This window comes from Burkholderia sp. Se-20378, assembly GCF_017104665.1.
GTDB classification, from domain to species: Bacteria; Pseudomonadota; Gammaproteobacteria; order Burkholderiales; family Burkholderiaceae; genus Burkholderia; species Burkholderia lata.
Genome location: NZ_JAAGPG010000172.1, coordinates 1 through 15,934 on the forward strand (window position 1 = coordinate 1; position 15,934 = coordinate 15,934).

General features: G+C 67.0%; 12 protein-coding genes. 6 read left to right on the forward strand and 6 right to left on the reverse strand.

Annotated elements, in window-relative coordinates; translation table 11 throughout:
- Both G3N93_RS18950 and G3N93_RS18955 read right to left on the reverse strand, forming a co-directional pair.
- A partial coding sequence (locus tag G3N93_RS18950) for an FAD-binding oxidoreductase (protein ID WP_206133702.1) occupies window positions 1-719 on the reverse strand: 719 nt, incomplete at its 3' end.
- A gap of 31 nt (window positions 720-750) precedes the next feature.
- Complete coding sequence (locus G3N93_RS18955; RefSeq protein WP_043186509.1) at window positions 751-1,104, reverse strand: RidA family protein; 354 nt, start codon at window positions 1,102-1,104, stop codon at window positions 751-753.
- 287 nt (window positions 1,105-1,391) lie between these two features.
- Here G3N93_RS18955 and G3N93_RS18960 point away from each other — a divergent pair, with 287 nt between their 5' ends.
- From G3N93_RS18960 to G3N93_RS18980, 5 genes are all read left to right on the forward strand, one after another.
- On the forward strand, window positions 1,392-2,027 hold the full coding sequence (locus tag G3N93_RS18960; RefSeq protein ID WP_206133703.1) for a helix-turn-helix domain-containing protein: 636 nt from the start codon (window positions 1,392-1,394) through the stop codon (window positions 2,025-2,027).
- A 1,112-nt stretch (window positions 2,028-3,139) separates the two neighbouring features.
- Window positions 3,140-4,726, forward strand: coding sequence for a S8 family peptidase (locus G3N93_RS18965; protein ID WP_241026595.1), 1,587 nt, complete (start codon window positions 3,140-3,142; stop codon window positions 4,724-4,726).
- 287 nt (window positions 4,727-5,013) lie between these two features.
- Entirely contained in the window at window positions 5,014-5,523 is a 510-nt protein-coding gene (locus tag G3N93_RS18970; protein ID WP_174940574.1) for a GNAT family N-acetyltransferase, read from the forward strand.
- Window positions 5,524-5,817: 294 nt separating this feature from the next.
- Window positions 5,818-7,176, forward strand: coding sequence for an aspartate aminotransferase family protein (locus G3N93_RS18975; RefSeq protein ID WP_174941877.1), 1,359 nt, complete (start codon window positions 5,818-5,820; stop codon window positions 7,174-7,176).
- Between the two features lie 597 nt (window positions 7,177-7,773).
- Window positions 7,774-9,606 carry an amidohydrolase gene (locus G3N93_RS18980; RefSeq protein ID WP_206133705.1) on the forward strand — a complete coding sequence of 611 codons (1,833 nt, stop codon included), beginning with the start codon at window positions 7,774-7,776 and terminating at the stop codon, window positions 9,604-9,606.
- 80 nt (window positions 9,607-9,686) lie between these two features.
- Here G3N93_RS18980 and G3N93_RS18985 read toward each other — a convergent pair whose 3' ends face one another.
- Window positions 9,687-10,874 carry a M20 aminoacylase family protein gene (locus tag G3N93_RS18985; protein WP_206133706.1) on the reverse strand — a complete coding sequence of 396 codons (1,188 nt, stop codon included), beginning with the start codon at window positions 10,872-10,874 and terminating at the stop codon, window positions 9,687-9,689.
- 49 nt (window positions 10,875-10,923) lie between these two features.
- Window positions 10,924-12,156: a diaminopropionate ammonia-lyase gene (locus tag G3N93_RS18990; RefSeq protein WP_206133707.1), complete on the reverse strand. Its 1,233-nt coding sequence runs from the start codon at window positions 12,154-12,156 to the stop codon at window positions 10,924-10,926.
- A gap of 158 nt (window positions 12,157-12,314) precedes the next feature.
- Between G3N93_RS18990 and G3N93_RS18995 the strand changes: the two genes are divergently transcribed.
- Complete coding sequence (locus tag G3N93_RS18995; protein WP_174984902.1) at window positions 12,315-12,791, forward strand: Lrp/AsnC family transcriptional regulator; 477 nt, start codon at window positions 12,315-12,317, stop codon at window positions 12,789-12,791.
- Between the two features lie 71 nt (window positions 12,792-12,862).
- Here G3N93_RS18995 and G3N93_RS19000 read toward each other — a convergent pair whose 3' ends face one another.
- Window positions 12,863-14,584, reverse strand: a complete 1,722-nt coding sequence (locus G3N93_RS19000) for a tannase/feruloyl esterase family alpha/beta hydrolase (RefSeq protein WP_206133708.1) — start codon at window positions 14,582-14,584, stop codon at window positions 12,863-12,865.
- A 28-nt stretch (window positions 14,585-14,612) separates the two neighbouring features.
- Window positions 14,613-15,761 (reverse strand): porin, encoded by a 1,149-nt coding sequence (locus G3N93_RS19005; RefSeq protein WP_206133709.1) that lies wholly within the window; start codon window positions 15,759-15,761, stop codon window positions 14,613-14,615.
- Window positions 15,762-15,934: the final 173 nt, after the last annotated feature.

Consider the following 15,934-nt stretch of genomic DNA (forward strand, 5'->3'; position numbering starts at 1 on the left):
GCGCCTTGCGCGGTGTCGACGCGCCAGCCGTTCGCGGCCGACAGCGTCAGCGCGTCGCCGGTCAGGATGCGGCCGCCGAGTTGCTCGAAGCGGCGCGCATACGCGGTCACGAGTGCATTCGGATCGCTGATCGAATCGGAGTCCGGATAGCGCAGCGCACCGACGAGCGCGCGGCTCAGGTTCGGCTCCGCGTCGCGCAGCGCGGCCGCATCGAGCGCATCGAAGGTCACGCCGTATTCGGCGCGCCAGCGCTCGGCGTCGCGCGTTTCGGCATCGCGCGTCGCGGCCGTGCGGAACACCTTCAGCCAGCCGCCTTCGCGCAGCAGTGCGCCGGCGCCGGACGCCTCGATCAGCGCACGATGCTCGGTCACGCAGTGTTCGATCAGCGGCGCATAGGCGCGCGCGATCTCGGCATGGCGCGCCGGATGCGAATTGCGCCAGTAGCGGTACAGGAACGGAATCAGTTTCGGCAACGCGCCGACGTGATAGCGGACGTCGGGCGAGCGGTTGCACGCGTATTTCAGCAGCGTGCCGAAGCCGCGCGGAAACGCATACGGATACACGCCTTCGCGCTGGATCAACCCGGCATTGCCGAGCGACGTCTCGTTGCCGGGCGCCTTGCGGTCGACGAGCGCGACCGACAGGCCGCGCTGTTGCAGGTGCACGGCAACGGACACGCCGATCATGCCGCCGCCCAGGACGAGCGTGTCGAATGTCATCGGGAGCTCCTCGGGACGGGCGGCGCCGGCGTCAGGCGAGCGCCGTCACGGCGATCTCGACGTCGAGACCGGGTTTCATCAGCAACGCCTGCACGCACGCGCGGGTCGGCGCATGGCCGGCCGGCACCCATGCATCCCACACCGCATTGAACGCGTCGAAGTGCGCGGCATCGCTGAGCCACACGTTGGCCGTCAGCACGCGTGTCTTGTCGACGCCGGCCGAGGCGAGCAGCGCGTCGATGCGCGTGAGGATTTCGGTCGCCTGCACGGCGATCGGCGCGCCGGCCGTATCGGGCACCTGGCCGGCCAGATGGACGAAGCCGTTCGCGATCACGACCTGGCTCATGCGTGCGCCGGTCTGCAGACGTTTGATTTCACTGGACATGGATTCCACCTTCGCGAGCCCGGCCACGAACAGCCGGGGAAATGACTGGGAAAGACCGCTGCCGTGCGCCGGATCGGGCAACCGCCGCACGGGCGAGCTGCGCCGATACGCACACGTGTCGTTCACGCCGGCCGCACCGGCCCCGCGAGTTTCGCGTCGTCCGATGCTAGAGTGGCCGTCACGCCCACCGTCGGCGATTTCGACGAAAATTATCATATACGAGAAAATTTATTCTCGTATACGACAAAACCCGTATTCACGTCACGCACGTCGCGCCCCGTATCCGCATGCCCAAATCCACCGTCCCCGTTCCGCCGCCCACCGACGCCGCGCCGCAGCTCGACCACCAGACGGTCGGCGCGCGGCTGCGCGACGCGCGCAAGTCGCGCGGCCTGACGCTCGCGCAACTGTCCGAGCGCTCCGGTATCGCGGTGTCGACGATCTCGAAGGCCGAGCGCGGCGACATCGCGCTCACCTACGACAAGTTCGCGGCGCTCACGCATGCGCTCGCGCTCGACTTCGACACGATGTTCGGCCGCCCCGCGCCCGCCGGCGCGATGACGCCGTCGTTCACGCCGGCCGGCCAGCAGATGGTCTACGACACGCCGAACTATGCGTACGGGATGCTTGCGAACGACCTGACCGGCAAGCGGATGGTGCCCGTGCGCGGGCGGATCCATGCGCGCAAGCTGTCGGACTTCGCCGACTACATCCGGCACAGCGGCGAGGAGTTCGTGTTCGTGCTGAGCGGCGAGCTGGAGCTGCGCTTCGAGAACGGCCATGCGTACCGGCTCGGCGCCGGCGACAGCCTGTATTTCGACAGCGCGGTCGGGCACGTCTACCTGAGCCTCGGCGACGCCGATGCCGAGGTGCTCGCGTGCTGCGTCGACGGCGATGCAAAGCGGCCGCGCGACGTGATTTGAACATCTGGATTCAGGCACGCGGCCGTGGCAGGTAACGTGCAGCGCGTGGCACGTGACGCGCCGCACGCGGTCGCGCGACGGCCGGATTCCCGTCCGGACGGACACGCTGCATCCCGTGGCCCCGGCCGCCAGCGCGCCCCTAAAACCGGACTCCCCCCGATGACACGTCGGCTTCGACAACCGTCGTCGCCCATTGCATCGGTTACGCGTGACGGATTGAATTCGCTCGCGCGCTCACCCACGACAAATCCGCAGACGATTGGATCGAATGACGCGTCCGCCGGACCGTCCCAGGACCACATTGCGCCACCCGTTTCCTTGCTGCATCGGCCTCTACGCCAGGTGACGGCCCGGTGGCGGAACGATGCGCGACAGGCGGCTGCACATCGGCCGCTTAAAGGTCCATATTAAATTTAGGACGCGTCCTATACCCGCGACCGGCTCGCTCACGCATACTTCGGGCTGTTGCTACTGCACGACCAATCTTCAGCCGCGTCGCGTAGAGATCAAGTCATTTCCCCCGCTTGCCGAACACGCCAAGGGCCCTCGGGCGCATCGATCAGCAATGCCGAAGCACGGCACGCATGACGGGCACATGCCCACGAGTTGCCGCACCGCGTGCCACTCCTTGATCACCGTAGGGCCATGTCGTTGCCGCCGGCCGGGCAAGCTTGCCCGCCGTCGTGTCTTTTCATCGCCCGACTGAAGGTCGAATGGGCCTGGCCATGAGCGGTTCCGTCCGGCCGTTACGTCGACGTTCTGGAATTTGATTGTGTACCGCGGCAGACCCGATCGCTTTGCAGTCCACATGATTTTTTCCCGACACCACGATTTATCGTCGTGCATGTGACATCGCGAAAACTGTCGACACATTCGAGAAGCCGCGCGCGACTTTCTGAGCGTTGAACGGGGCGGCGGCACGCAAGCGCCAAAACGCTCACGTACCGAATGCCGTGCCCCGGATCGCGCCGCATTTGCGCACTCATCTCCGCAGCAACACCCCTGTCTCGGGTGATCTTCGCGCGAGAACCGTTTTTCAACCCATCAACACCGAAGGCATTGATATGGATACCTTATTTAATCGCTTGATGCAGTCTCGCACGATGAAAGGCATGACCGTCTCGTTGCTTCCGGCATTGCTGGTTGCATGCGGAGGTGGCGGCGACGGTGGCACCTCCGGCAATTCGCCCGGCGCGGTCGACGATTCCTCCATTCATGAGCCGTCCGAACCCGGCAACGGTTCCGGCGGCCACGCCGACGACGACACGTGGCACCAGCAGTGCTACGCCGACGACACGTCGATGGTGGCAGCGGACGGGTCTGCATTGAACGTGAAGACGAATCAGCTGGTCGTGAAGCTTCGAACGTCATCGTCCGGCACCGCTTCGGCGTTCGGCCTCGGGCCGCGCGACACGACGGCCGACGTTGCCGCGCTGAAGCGCGTCGTCGACCGAATCAATGCGCGCAGCAGCGCGAACGCACCGCGCGGGCTCCCGGTGCGGCTCGACGTCAAGCGACTGATGTCCGGCGGCAGTGCGGTCCTGACCGCCAGCGGCACGACGGCGTCCGCTGCCGCACTGGCGGCCGAACTCATGCACGATCCGGAAGTCGAGTATGCCGAACCGGATACACCGGTGTGCGCCAGCGCCGAGCCGCTCGATCCGCACTACCGCGATACATGGCATCTGCACGACGGCGACGTGTCGATCCGCATGCCCGGCGCGTGGGACATCACGCAGGGCAAGCGGGAAATCGTCACCGCGGTGCTCGACACCGGCGTCACGCCCCATCCGGAGCTGGCGGCGAACCTGCTGCCCGGATATAGCTTCGTCAGCAGCCCCCTCGCGGCCAATGGCGTGCCTCGCGGGCCGCGTGCCGACGATCCGGGCGACTGGATTTCGCCCGAAGATGTGTCAGCCGGCGGACCGTTCCAGGGCTGGCCCTTACAGGACAGCAGCTGGCACGGCACGCGCGTCGCGGGCATCATCGGCGCCGCGGCGAACAACGGCATCGGCATCGCAGGGATCAACTGGTATGGCGGGCTCCTGCCGGTCCGCGTGCTCGGCAAGGGCGGCGGCCCGACGAGCGACGTCGTCGACGGCATGCGCTGGGCCGCGGGCCTGCCCGTCGCCGGCGTGCCGTTGAATCCGCATCCCGCGCGAGTCGTGAACCTCAGCCTCGGCTCGGCCGGCACGTGCAGCCGCACGTTCCAGGATGCGGTCGACGATCTGCTCGCGAAAGGCGTGACCGTCGTGGCGGCCGCCGGCAACGACGGCAGCAACGCGATCGACATGCCGGCGAACTGCCGTGGCGTAATTTCGGTCGGGGCGAGCGACAACACCGGCCGTCGTGCATTCGACAGCAACACGCATCCGCGGGTCACGCTGAGCGCGCCGGGGGTAGGCATTTATTCGCTGGCCAACGACGGTGCCCGCACACCCGGCGCAGCCAGTTTCGGGATGGCGAACGGCACGAGTTTCGCGACACCGCAGGTGTCCGGCGTGGCGTCGCTCATGCTGGCGGTCAACCCGGGTTTGTCGCCGCGCGATATCGCGGACATCCTGAAGCGCACCGCGCGGTTCCCGGAAATCGCCAAGACGACGCGCTCCTGCCGAGTGATTCCTGCCGGACGTGGCCTGCTCGATGCGCGGGCGGCCATCAACGCGGCCGCGAGCGCACGGACCGGCGGGCGCTCGTAGGTTGCATCACCCCGCTGCGCGCTGCGCTTCGTGCCGGAGGTAAGCCGCCAGAGAGCGGCATGCGGCAAGCACGTCCCACGTACCCACGTCGGCGCGGCGGCCGATACGGCATCCGCGCGCTCGATCATTCCGACGTCGCGCATCGCTCGATGCTCGCGACACATCACCCGTAACAAACACGATGCGTCGAACCCGGCGACGCGGGCGCCCGAATCCGATTAGCATAGGCGAGATGCCGCCCGATGCGGCGCGCATCGCCCGTGCTGCCCTCCACCGGAACTCCCCCGATGACGATCACGACCCGCCTGCTCGATGCGGCCGACGCCGCCCGTTTCCAGACCGTTCGCCTGCGTGCGGTCGACACCGCCCCCACCTCTTTTCTGCCGACGCTCGACGAAGAATCGCAGGTGCCGGTCGACGAATTCGCGACGCGCATCACGCCGACCCGTGAACGTGCCGTGTTCGGTGCGTTCGACGGCGACACGCTCGTCGGCATCACCGGCGTGCGCCGCGATGCGCGCGTGAAGATCGCGCACAAGGCGACGATCTGGGGCGTGTTCGTCGATCCCGCGTATCGCGGGCAAGGCATCGCGCAGACGCTGCTCGAAAGCGCGACCGCGCACGCGGCGCACGAGTGGGAATGCAAGCAGCTGATGCTGTGCGTGAACGAGGTCAACGCCAACGCAGAGCGGCTGTATGCGTCGCAGGGGTTCGTGCGCTTCGGTACGGAGCCAAGGTCGCTGTTCGTCGACGGGCGGTTTTACGACGAACACCACATGGTCAAGACGCTGGCGTAACGCGATACGGTGGCGAACGGGCATCGTGAGACGCAGCCAGATGTGTCCTTGTGCCCACCTCGCCCACCTCCGATCGGGCGCCAAGAATGTGAGCGCCCACCAACTTTCCATGCAATAAAACCGGCCAGACCGACCCTCGCCGGTTTATGCGCAAAAACTTTTAAAAAAATGTCTGCGCCTTGGCCTCGCCCTGTCAGCCCCGCCACCGCCAACCCGCCTCCGTAATTCCGCCCCTGTTCATCCCCCCGGCGCCCGCGCTATCGTCTCCGTACCTTCACAGCCCAGGAGCTGCCTTTGCCTTCCCGTCACGGAGTCGACCTCATCCGCGCCCGCGCGCTGTTCGATCGCGAGCGCCGCGCATTCACCGAAGCCATGCCGGTCTCCCGCGCGCTGTCCGCGGAAGCGTCCGAGCATCTGCTGTTCGGCGTGCCGTTGCACTGGATGCAGGACTGGTCGACACCGTTCTCGCTGTATGTGAAGGAAGCGCGCGGTGCGACGTTCACCGACGTCGACGGCCATCGCTACGTGGACTTCTGCCTCGGCGACACCGGCGCGATGTTCGGCCATGCGCCCGAACCGGTCGCACGCGCACTCGTCGAGCAGGCCACGCGCGGCTACACGACGATGCTGCCGAGCGAGGACGCCACGTGGGTGTCGCGCGAACTCGCGCGCCGCTTCAAGCTGCCGGTCTGGCAGTTCGCGCTGAGCGCGAGCGACGCGAACCGCTTCGTGCTGCGCTGGGCGCGCGCGGCCACCGGCCGCAATACGATCGTGGTGTTCAACGGCTGCTATCACGGCACGGTCGACGACGTGTTCGTCGACCTCGTCGATGGCCGCCCCGTGCAGCGCGACAGCCTGCTCGGGCAGTCGTACGACCTGCTCGCGAACACGCGCGTCGTCGAATTCAATGACCTGGCTGCGCTCGAAGCGGCGCTGAAAGGCGGCGATGTCGCCTGCGTGCTCGCCGAGCCCGCGATGACGAACATCGGAATGGTGCTGCCCGATCCGGGCTTCTGGGAGGCCGCACGCGAACTGACGCGCCGCTACGGCACGCTGCTCGTGATCGACGAAACGCACACGATCAGCAGCGGCCCGGGCGGCTATGCGGTCGCGCACGATCTCGAGCCGGACATGCTGGTGGTCGGCAAGCCGATCGCGGGCGGCGTGCCGTGCGCGGTGTACGGGTTCAGCGCGGAATTTGCCGAACGCGCGAAGCAGGCGAAGCTGAACGCGCCGCCCGGCCATTCGGGAATCGGCACGACACTCACCGCGAACATGCTCGCGATGCATGCGATGCGTGCGACGCTCGCCGAAGTCGCGACCGACGCGGCGTACGCACACATGTTCGAACTCGCCGCGCGGCTGGCGACCGGGCTCGAACAGGCAATCGCGAAGCACGGGCTGCCGTGGTGCGTGACGCGCATCGGCGCGCGCACCGAGTTTCAATTCGCGCCCGTGCCGCCGCGCAACGGGACGCTCGCCGGCGCGCAGCTCGACAGCGAACTCGAACACATCGTGCACCTGTACCTGCTGAATCGCGGCGTGCTGATCACGCCGTTCCACAACATGATGCTCGTGTGCCCGCAGACGACGGCCGACGATGTCGACCGGCTCGTGACGCAGTTCGACGCGTGCCTCGGCGAACTGGTGTGACGGCGTAACGCAACGGCCCATGCGCGTTGCGTTACCCCGGTCGCGGCCCGCGGGCCATCCGGCCAAGGGGCCCGCTGTCGGCCCCGACCTGCGTGTCGCCACTCGACGCCGCAGCGGGCACGAACCGCATCACGAGATCGCCGCCGTCGCGCCCGTTTCGGGCCCGCGCGTCCGGGCGGCGCATCACGGTCAAGGTCCAGGTCGCGTCGAAAGCGCCGCGGCAAGCGTGGCCCAGGGGATTCGCCGAACCGGACCCGGCCGGGAACCGAACCCGGCCGGGCCGCGCACCGCCTGCGTGACTTTCATGCCGATCAGCGCGCATCCCGCAAGCCGTCGGAACGTGTACGGATTTTGATCTTGATCCGTACGCACGCCGTGTTTATACATACGATTCAGCATTGACGCATCATGGTCTCGGCACCATCGCGTCGAATGCTGCATCCGCGTCATGCGCGGGCGGGGTTCCCGAAGCAAGTCGCACCAATGCCGTATCGCGATACCTGATGTCTTTTTTCTTCAAAATGTTTCGAATTCCGAAATGATAGGCAGCGAACAATAAATCAATCCAACGCATCAGAAACCAAAAAGGATTCAATCATGTTCCATCGACACCAGCTCGGATGTGCATGCTGCAGCCCTCATTTGGTCGCAACCGCCCTTGGCCAGGGCGAACACGAATGGCAGGATCTGCTCAAGGAATTGAGCCAGACGGAAGCACGCCGGGCGCCCGAAGCCGTGATTTTTCACGGTGGACGCATCTATCCGGACCCGGAAGACACCAGCAGGATGGTCGACGCGCTGGGTATCGCCGACCACAAGGTCATCGCCGTCGGGACACTGGACGACGTACGCCGGCGGGTACGGGCATCCTTCCCCGACGCGCGCGAGCAGACGCTCAACGACAGCCAGACCTTGCTGCCCGGCCTGATCGACCCGCACATGCATATCCTGCCCAGTGCGGTTTTCCAGATCAAGCCGTGGGTCAACCTGTCGCCGTTCGAAGATCAACTGTTGCGTCACGACTACGGCGAAGCGTTTATCCGCAAGGAGCTCGGGAAGGCTGTCGCCGATGCGAAGCAACGACAGGAAAAGTGGGTGGCCGGCATCGGCGTCGATCCGTCGCTGATGAGCGAATGGCTGAACCTCGACCGTGCGTGGCTCGACACGATCAGCACGGACGTGTGCCTGTTCCTGGTCAATGCCTCCGGGCATCTCGCCTACGCCAACAGCGCCGCGTTGCAAGCCGCCGGCCTCCAGGACAGCGAGCCCGACGGCGTGCTGACCGAGTCGCAGGTCGACCTGGTGATGAAATGCATGCCGTCACCGAAGCCGGCCGATCTGCTCGTCAGCATTCGTGACGTGTTGTATGACGCGAACAAGCGCGGCATTACCACCCTGTTCGATGCCGGCCTGGGAATGGGAATGGGGTATTTCGAAGTGGTCGTGATGAAGGCGCTCGCGCAAACGCCATGGATGACGGTTCGTCTCGGCGCGGCCCTGTTCGGCAACAACGATCTCTGGTCGATGTGGCTGAAGCACTTCAAGCCCCAACTGGACAGCAGGCCCGAGGCCCTGTTTTCGATCCGGGCCATGAAGCTGATTGCCGACGGCTCCAACCAGGGGCTGACCGGCCTGCAACGCCAGCCCTACAAGTGTTGCGATGAACACAGTGTTCCCGGCGTGGGACCGAACGGCCTGTTCAACTTCTCCCCGGTCGAAACACTGGCTCAGATCATGCAGGAAGTCATCGCGGCGGAATGGCCGGTCATGACGCATGCCAACGGCGATGAAGCCATCTCCAATGTATTGGCTGCCTACCAGCTGGCGCTGAGCAAAGTTCCGCCCCCGCCGTCAGTCCCGCCCCAACCCAGCCAGGCACCGGTCGAGTTGCGCCACCGGATCGAGCATGCGTCGCTGCTCAGCGACGACGACCTGCGCACGATGAAGCGGCTGTCCGTCTCGCCCAGCTTCCTGATCGGCCATGTCGGCTACTGGGGGCGCGCATTCCAGAAGACCATTCTGGGCGAAGAACGCGCGCAGAAGCTCGATCGATGCAAGTCGGCGCTGCGCGAGGGTCTTCGCATCAGCCTGCACAGCGACCGCTTCGTCTCCCCGCTCGGGCCATTACGTTACATGGACCAGGCAATCGGGCGGGTCATGGAAGCCGACCCGGAGCTGGCGGTGCTGAATGAAGCCGAATGCCTGAGCCCGGCCGAAGCGCTGCGTGCGGTGACCATCGACGCGGCCTGGCAATGCCACCTGGACGATCAGATCGGCTCCTTGAAAGAAGGGAAGCAGGCCGACCTCGTGATCCTGGAACAGGATCCCCTGCAGGCCACGCCGGGAGGGAGCTATTACCAACTGCGCGAAATCCGGGTGCATGAGACCTGGGTCAGCGGGCGCAAGGTTTACGACGCGCTAACCCGGTAGACCGTCGCGATCCGGCACCAAGCGGCTCCGATCGCCGATCACGCGTTCCGTTTCGGAAGCCGGCGATCGGCGATCGTTCTTCAGGCCGCGTGGCGCGGCTCGCGCAGCGCGAGCCGCGCCACTGCGTCGAAATACCGCGCGCCGATCGACAGGATCTCGTCGTTGAAATCGTAGCCCGCGTTGTGCAGCGGCACGCCGCCGCGCCCGGCCGCCTCGCCGTTGCCGATGAACACGAAGTTGCCGGGCACCGCCTGCAGGAACGCGCCGAAGTCTTCCGAGATCATCATCGGCTGCACATCGGCATTCACCGCATCCGCACCAGCAACCTGCGCCGCGGCCCGCACGGCCGTATCGACCCATTCCGGCGAATTCACCGTCGGCGCGAACTCGTGCGTGTACTCGAACGTGCAGGTCGCGCCGTGCGTGCGGCAGATCCCTTCGCTGATCTCGCGCATCCGCGTGGCCAGCAGCGCCTGCACGTCGCGCGAATAGCTGCGCGTGTCGCCCTTGATCGTCACCGTCGACGGCAGCACGTTGCGCAGCCCGTCGGTGATGAACTCCGTGCACGAGATCACCGCCTGCTGGCCCGGATCGAGATTGCGCGACACGATCGTCTGCAGCGCGAGCACGATCTGCGCGCCGATCACGATCGGATCGATGCCCATGTGCGGGCGCGCCGCATGCGTGCCGCGCCCGTCGATCTGGATCACGAAGTTGTCCTCGCTCGCCATGATGCCGCCCGCCCGGGTCGAGAACGTGCCCGCGCGCATGCCCGGCATGTTGTGCGCGCCGAAGATCGCGTCGACCGGAAAGCGTTCGAACAGCCCGTCGGCCATCATCGCCTTCGCGCCGCGCCCATGCTCCTCGGCCGGCTGGAAAATGAAACGCACGGTGCCGTCGAAATCCTTGCGCTCGGCCAGCAGCTGCGCTGCGCCGAGCACCATCGACATGTGGCCGTCGTGCCCGCACGCATGCATCTTGCCGGGCGTGCGCGACGCATGTTCGCGGCCCGGCGCGTGCTCGACGATGTTCAGCGCATCCATGTCCGCACGGATGCCGATCGCGCGCTTGCCGGTGCCGGCCGTCAGGTTCGCGACGAGCCCCGTGCCGCCGATCCCGCGATGCACGTCGAGCCCGAGCGTCGTCAGGATGCGCGCAACGTAGTCCGACGTGTTCACCTCTTCGAAACCCGTCTCCGGATGCTGGTGCAGATGGCGGCGCCACGTCTTCAGTTGCCCCTGCAGCGTGCTTTCTTCGATTGCGTCCATGGCGTTGGCCTCGTCAGTCGTAGTCGATCGGGATCGGTCGTGATGTCGTTCAGGCCGCCACTGCCGCGCGGTCCAGCCAGTCTCGCTGCCGTGCGAGCACGGCGTCGGCCGTCTCGCCGACGCAGCTCCGGTACACGGACGGCGCCGTCGCGCCTTCCGTATTGATCGCCAGCACGCGCGAATGCACGTCGAGCCCCACCTGCCGTGCGAGCGCCGGGTCGCGCATCAGCACGTCGAGCCCCGCGACGCCGGCCGCGCCCGATTCGCCGGCCACGAGCGGCACGTCGCGTTCGCTGCCGGCCGCGAGGCCGCGCATCGCCTGCACCGCGTCTTCGTCGTCGATCAGCATGAAGTAGTCGATGCACATCTCGAGGAAATCCCACGCCAGCGGCGCCGCCTCGCCGCACGCGAGACCGGCCATCACGGAATCGACGCTGCCGGTCGCCTTGGACGCGCGCCCTGCCAGCGCGCTCTGATACAGGCAATCAGCCTGGCGCGGCTCGACCACGATGAAATGCGGCCGCTGCACGCCGTCGCGCTCCCACAGGTAACTCGCAACGCCCGCTGCGAGGCCGCCCACGCCGCCCTGCAGCAGCACGTGCGTGAACGGCCGCCCGTCGTCCTGCGCCGCCTGCGCGGCCGCCTCGGCGGCGATCACGCCATAGCCCTGCATCACGTCGCGCGGAATCGCTTCGTAGCCGTCGTACGACGTATCCGACACGACATACCAGCCGTTCGCCTGCGCAAGCTGCGCCGCGCAGACGACCGACTCGTCGTAGTTCCCCTCGATGCGCACGATCCGCGCGCCGTATGCCGAGATCGCGCGTTCGCGTTCGGCCTCGACGTTCGCGTGCAACACGATCACGCACCCGCAGCCGATCGCGCGCGCGGCGGCGGCGAGCGCGCGGCCGTGATTGCCGTCGGTCGCGCTGATCACCGTCAGGTCGGCCAGTTCCGCCGCATAGCGGCCCGTGACGAGACCTTGCGGATCGAGATCCTGCGTGCGCCGCAGGCGCTTCACGAGCCGCACCAGCGCGATCGGCGCGCCAAGCGCCTTGAAGCTGCCGAGCGGCGAGCGGCACGACTCGTCCTTCACGCTGACGCTCGCGACGCCGAGCCGCGCGGCGAGATCCGGAAGCGCGCGCAGCGGCGTGCGCGCGTTGCCGACGAGCGGCCAGTGCGACAGCCACGCGCCGCTTTCGTCGGCCGAGGCGATGTTCATCACGCGGCGCAGCGCGTGGGGATAGGCGGCGCGCGATGCGCGGGGGTTGGCGATCAGCATGGCGGGCAGCACTCCGTGAGTCGGTTCGGGTCGGGCGCGCACGGGTTGCACGCGCCGCCGGTTCGAAAAATAATATTGCGCATGCCGGTCAATAAAATCGCCAATTCGGCGGCCACCACGCAAAAATTTCTCATTCTTTCGAGGCTTCACGCACCATCATGACCACCCCACTCGATGCGTTCGATCGCAAGCTGCTGATGGAAATCCAGCGCGACGCGCAAACGCCGCAAAGCGAGCTCGGCGCGCGCGTCAACCTGTCGACCGCGGCCGTGAACCGGCGCCTGAAACGTCTCGCGGACGACGGCGTGATCGAGCGTTACACGGCCGTCATCGCGCCGGACAAGGTCGATCATCCGCTGACGATCGTCGTCAACGTCGAAGTCGAAAGCGAGCAGATCGACCAGCTCGACGCGATGAAACGCACCTTCGAGCGCTGCCCGCAGATCCAGCAGTGCTACTACGTGACGGGGGAATGGGATTTCGTGCTGATCCTCGCCGTACGCAACATGGATCAGTACAACGCGCTCACGCGCGAGCTGTTCTTCGCGAACAACAACGTGAAGCGGTTCAAGACGCTGGTGAGCATGAGCCGCGTGAAGGTCGGGCTCGAGGTGCCGGTCGAACCGGGCGAGTAAGTGAGCGTTTGCACACATGAGGCGACCGGCACGCGAATGCATGCGCCGGCCGCCTCCCATCGACGGCTACGTCAGCGACAACTGAAGCTCGCCGCCGAATTCACGTCGCCCGACCCGTTGTAACGCGCCACCTGCGGATACGGGCACAGCGGCCGCGTGCGCCCCGCGCCCCACGATGCGGGCACGTCCGCATTCGGCACCGCATTCGTCGCATCGCGCACGGTGGCCACCACCGCCCCGGGCGCCTGCCCCTGCTCGACCCACGCGACGAGCGGCGTCAGCAGGTCGAACTGGTCGGCCGCCGGGCCGCCCGAGCAGTGGTTCATCCCCGGCACCGGATAGAAGCGCGCGAAATCCGACGCATCGCCGCCGTTCGCCTGTGCGACCCGCGCATACCAGTCACGCGTGTCGTCGAACGAAAACACCGGGTCGCCCGTGCCGTGATAGACGAGCAGCTTCGCACCGCGCGCCTTCAGCGCGGACAGGTTGGTCTCGTCGGGCGGCGTCATGAACGACCACGCGGATTGCATGTACACGCCACTGGTCGCGAAGATAGCCGGCGCGTCGTTGTCCATGTCGAAGCCGAGCGCGAAACCGGGCAGGTTCGCGAGCGTCGCGGCGGTTTTCGGCGGCGTCATGAACGTGAACGCCATCGCGGCCGGGTCGAGCGTGATCGAATTCGACTGCTTCCACGCGGCCCAGCCGCTGCCGGCAATGCCCGGATCGTACGGAAAGCCCGCGTAGAGCGCCGTGCCCGCGCTGTTGCGTGCGCCCGTGAACACGTTCTCGAGCGCGGTCTTTTGCGCGGTCGTCAGGCACGCACCCGTGCGCGCGCCGTTCGCACAGGTCGGGAGGTCCGACTCGACGCTGAAGTGCGCCTGGCAAGCGGCGACGTCCTGCACCATCCCGTCGGCCGCGCCGTCGAGGGCATCGCATTTCTCGACGATCTTCGCGCCGACGAACTGCCGCTCCGCATCGGTGAAGCCGCTGCGGATATCCGGCAGCCCGTTCGACCCGGTCGCCGATGCGATCTTCGCGAACTGCTGCGCGCCGTACATCTCGCCGACCGCCGCCTTCGGCAGATGAAAGCCCGGATCGCCCGCGATGATGCCGTCGTAGTCGGCCGGGTTGCGCACCGCCGTGACCATCGCGTGACGGCCGCCGTTCGAGCAGCCGTCGAAATAGCTGCGGTCGGGCGCCTTGCCGTACGCGAGCCGGATCACCTGTTTCGCCATCGGCGTGAGCGCATCGACCGCGCCGTAGCCGTAGTCGATGCGTGCCTGCGGATCGATGCCGAACAGCGGATTCTGCGCGGCGCTGTGCCCGGAATCCGAGCTGATCACCGCGAAGCCCTGGTTCAGCGCGTCGGTCAGCGGCCCGCCGCCGCCGATCTCGCCGGTTGCGGTCACGACGTTGCCGTCGAGCCCGCCGTTCGCCTGGTAGAAGAAGCGGCCGTTCCACGCCTTCGGCAAGCGCATTTCGAAACCGATCGCATAGGTCTTGCCGTCGACCGTGCTCACGCGCTCGTTCATCTTCCCTGCGATCACGCAGTGCTCGGCGATCAGCTTGCCGGCCACCGTGAGTGCGCCGGCGGCCGCAGTCGTCACCGACGTGAACGACGTGTTCGCATACGCGAGCTTCGCAGCGAGCGCGTCGCAGGTCTGCGCCATCGCCGCCGGTGTCGCGGCGCTCAGGTGGGTCGGTGCGGAATTCACCGAATCGTCGCCGCCGCAACCGGTAAGCATCGCGGCGGCGATCGGTGCAATGCAGAGGAATGCAGATTGTCTGTTCAAGATAACTCCCGTTCGTCAGGCCGCTGACTCAGAACATGTGCTTGATGCCGACCATCGCGCCGAGCTGCCCCATCCCCTCGCCGGGCGTCGTGCCCGCACCGCCGCCGCTGACTGCATAGCGTGCGTGCGCGCTGTTCCACAGATACGAGCTTTGCGCATAGACCGACGTGCGCTTCGTCAGCAGATAGGTCGCGCGCAGCGTCGCCATCGTCGCGCGTGTGTCGTGTGCGGTGTTGACGATCCGGTAGCCTTCGCCGTCGACGACGAAATCCGGCTTGACCGCATACGACGCCCCGACGAAGAACAGATCGGAATGCGCACCGGCCGCGGCCGGCGAACCGGTCGACACGCGTCGCCCGATCCAGCCCGCGCCGATCCGCGCGCCCGCCGCCTGCGCATACGCGCTCAGGTGCACGCGCGCGTCCTTGCCCGCGCTGCTCGCGAAGGCAACCGGTGCGACGCCGTCGAAGAAGTTCGCGGCCGCGCCCGTGCCGCCGCGCTGCTCCTCGTACGATGCGGCCGCACCGAAATACGCGCTGTCGTACTTGAGCATCGCCGACCAGTTGCGGCATTCGACCGCGTGGCCCGGCACCTGCCCCGCGCACGTGCCCTGCCCCGGCGAGTTGCCGGTGCCCGCGCTGTCGCGGCCGAACGAATAAGCGGCGCCGAGCGTCACGCCGCGGTACGTGCCGATGTAGGTCACTGCGTTGTCGGCGCGGCCGTTCGGCACGTACGCGTCGAGCGAGCCGAGCCCGTAGATGTCGGGGCCGATGATGTCCGCGCCCTGCAGCGCGAGGTAGGTCATCGTGTACTGGCGGCCGAACGCCAGTGTGCCGAAGCCGCCCTTCAGCCCGACGAACGCCTGCCGCCCGAACAGCCGCCCGCCTTGGCCGAGATCGCCGCCGCGCACGTTGAAGCCGCTTTCCAGCGTGAATACCGCCTGATAGCCGCCGCCGAGATCCTCCGCGCCGCGCAGCCCCCAGCGCGACGGCAGTTCGCCCGTCACGGCCGGCATGCGCACGACGTGGTCGCCCGCCGCATTCGCGTGCGACACGAATTCGACGCCCGTATCGATGATCCCGTACAGCGTCACGCTCGACTGCGCGTGTGCCGCCGGCGCGGCCAGTGCGCAGCATGCGCCGGCGGCCAGCAGGCCGTTCCTGGTGCTCTTTTTCATGTCGTTGTGTCTCCAGACCTTGAGTAATCGCGCGCTCTGACGGCACGCATGGAAGAAACGGCAAATGTCAGTCGCCGGCCTGCGGGCGGCGGATCAGCAGCAGCGCGGCGACGGCCGCGACGAGCGTGACGGGGATGCTCGCGCCGATCACGACCGGTGCGCTGCGGCCCGCG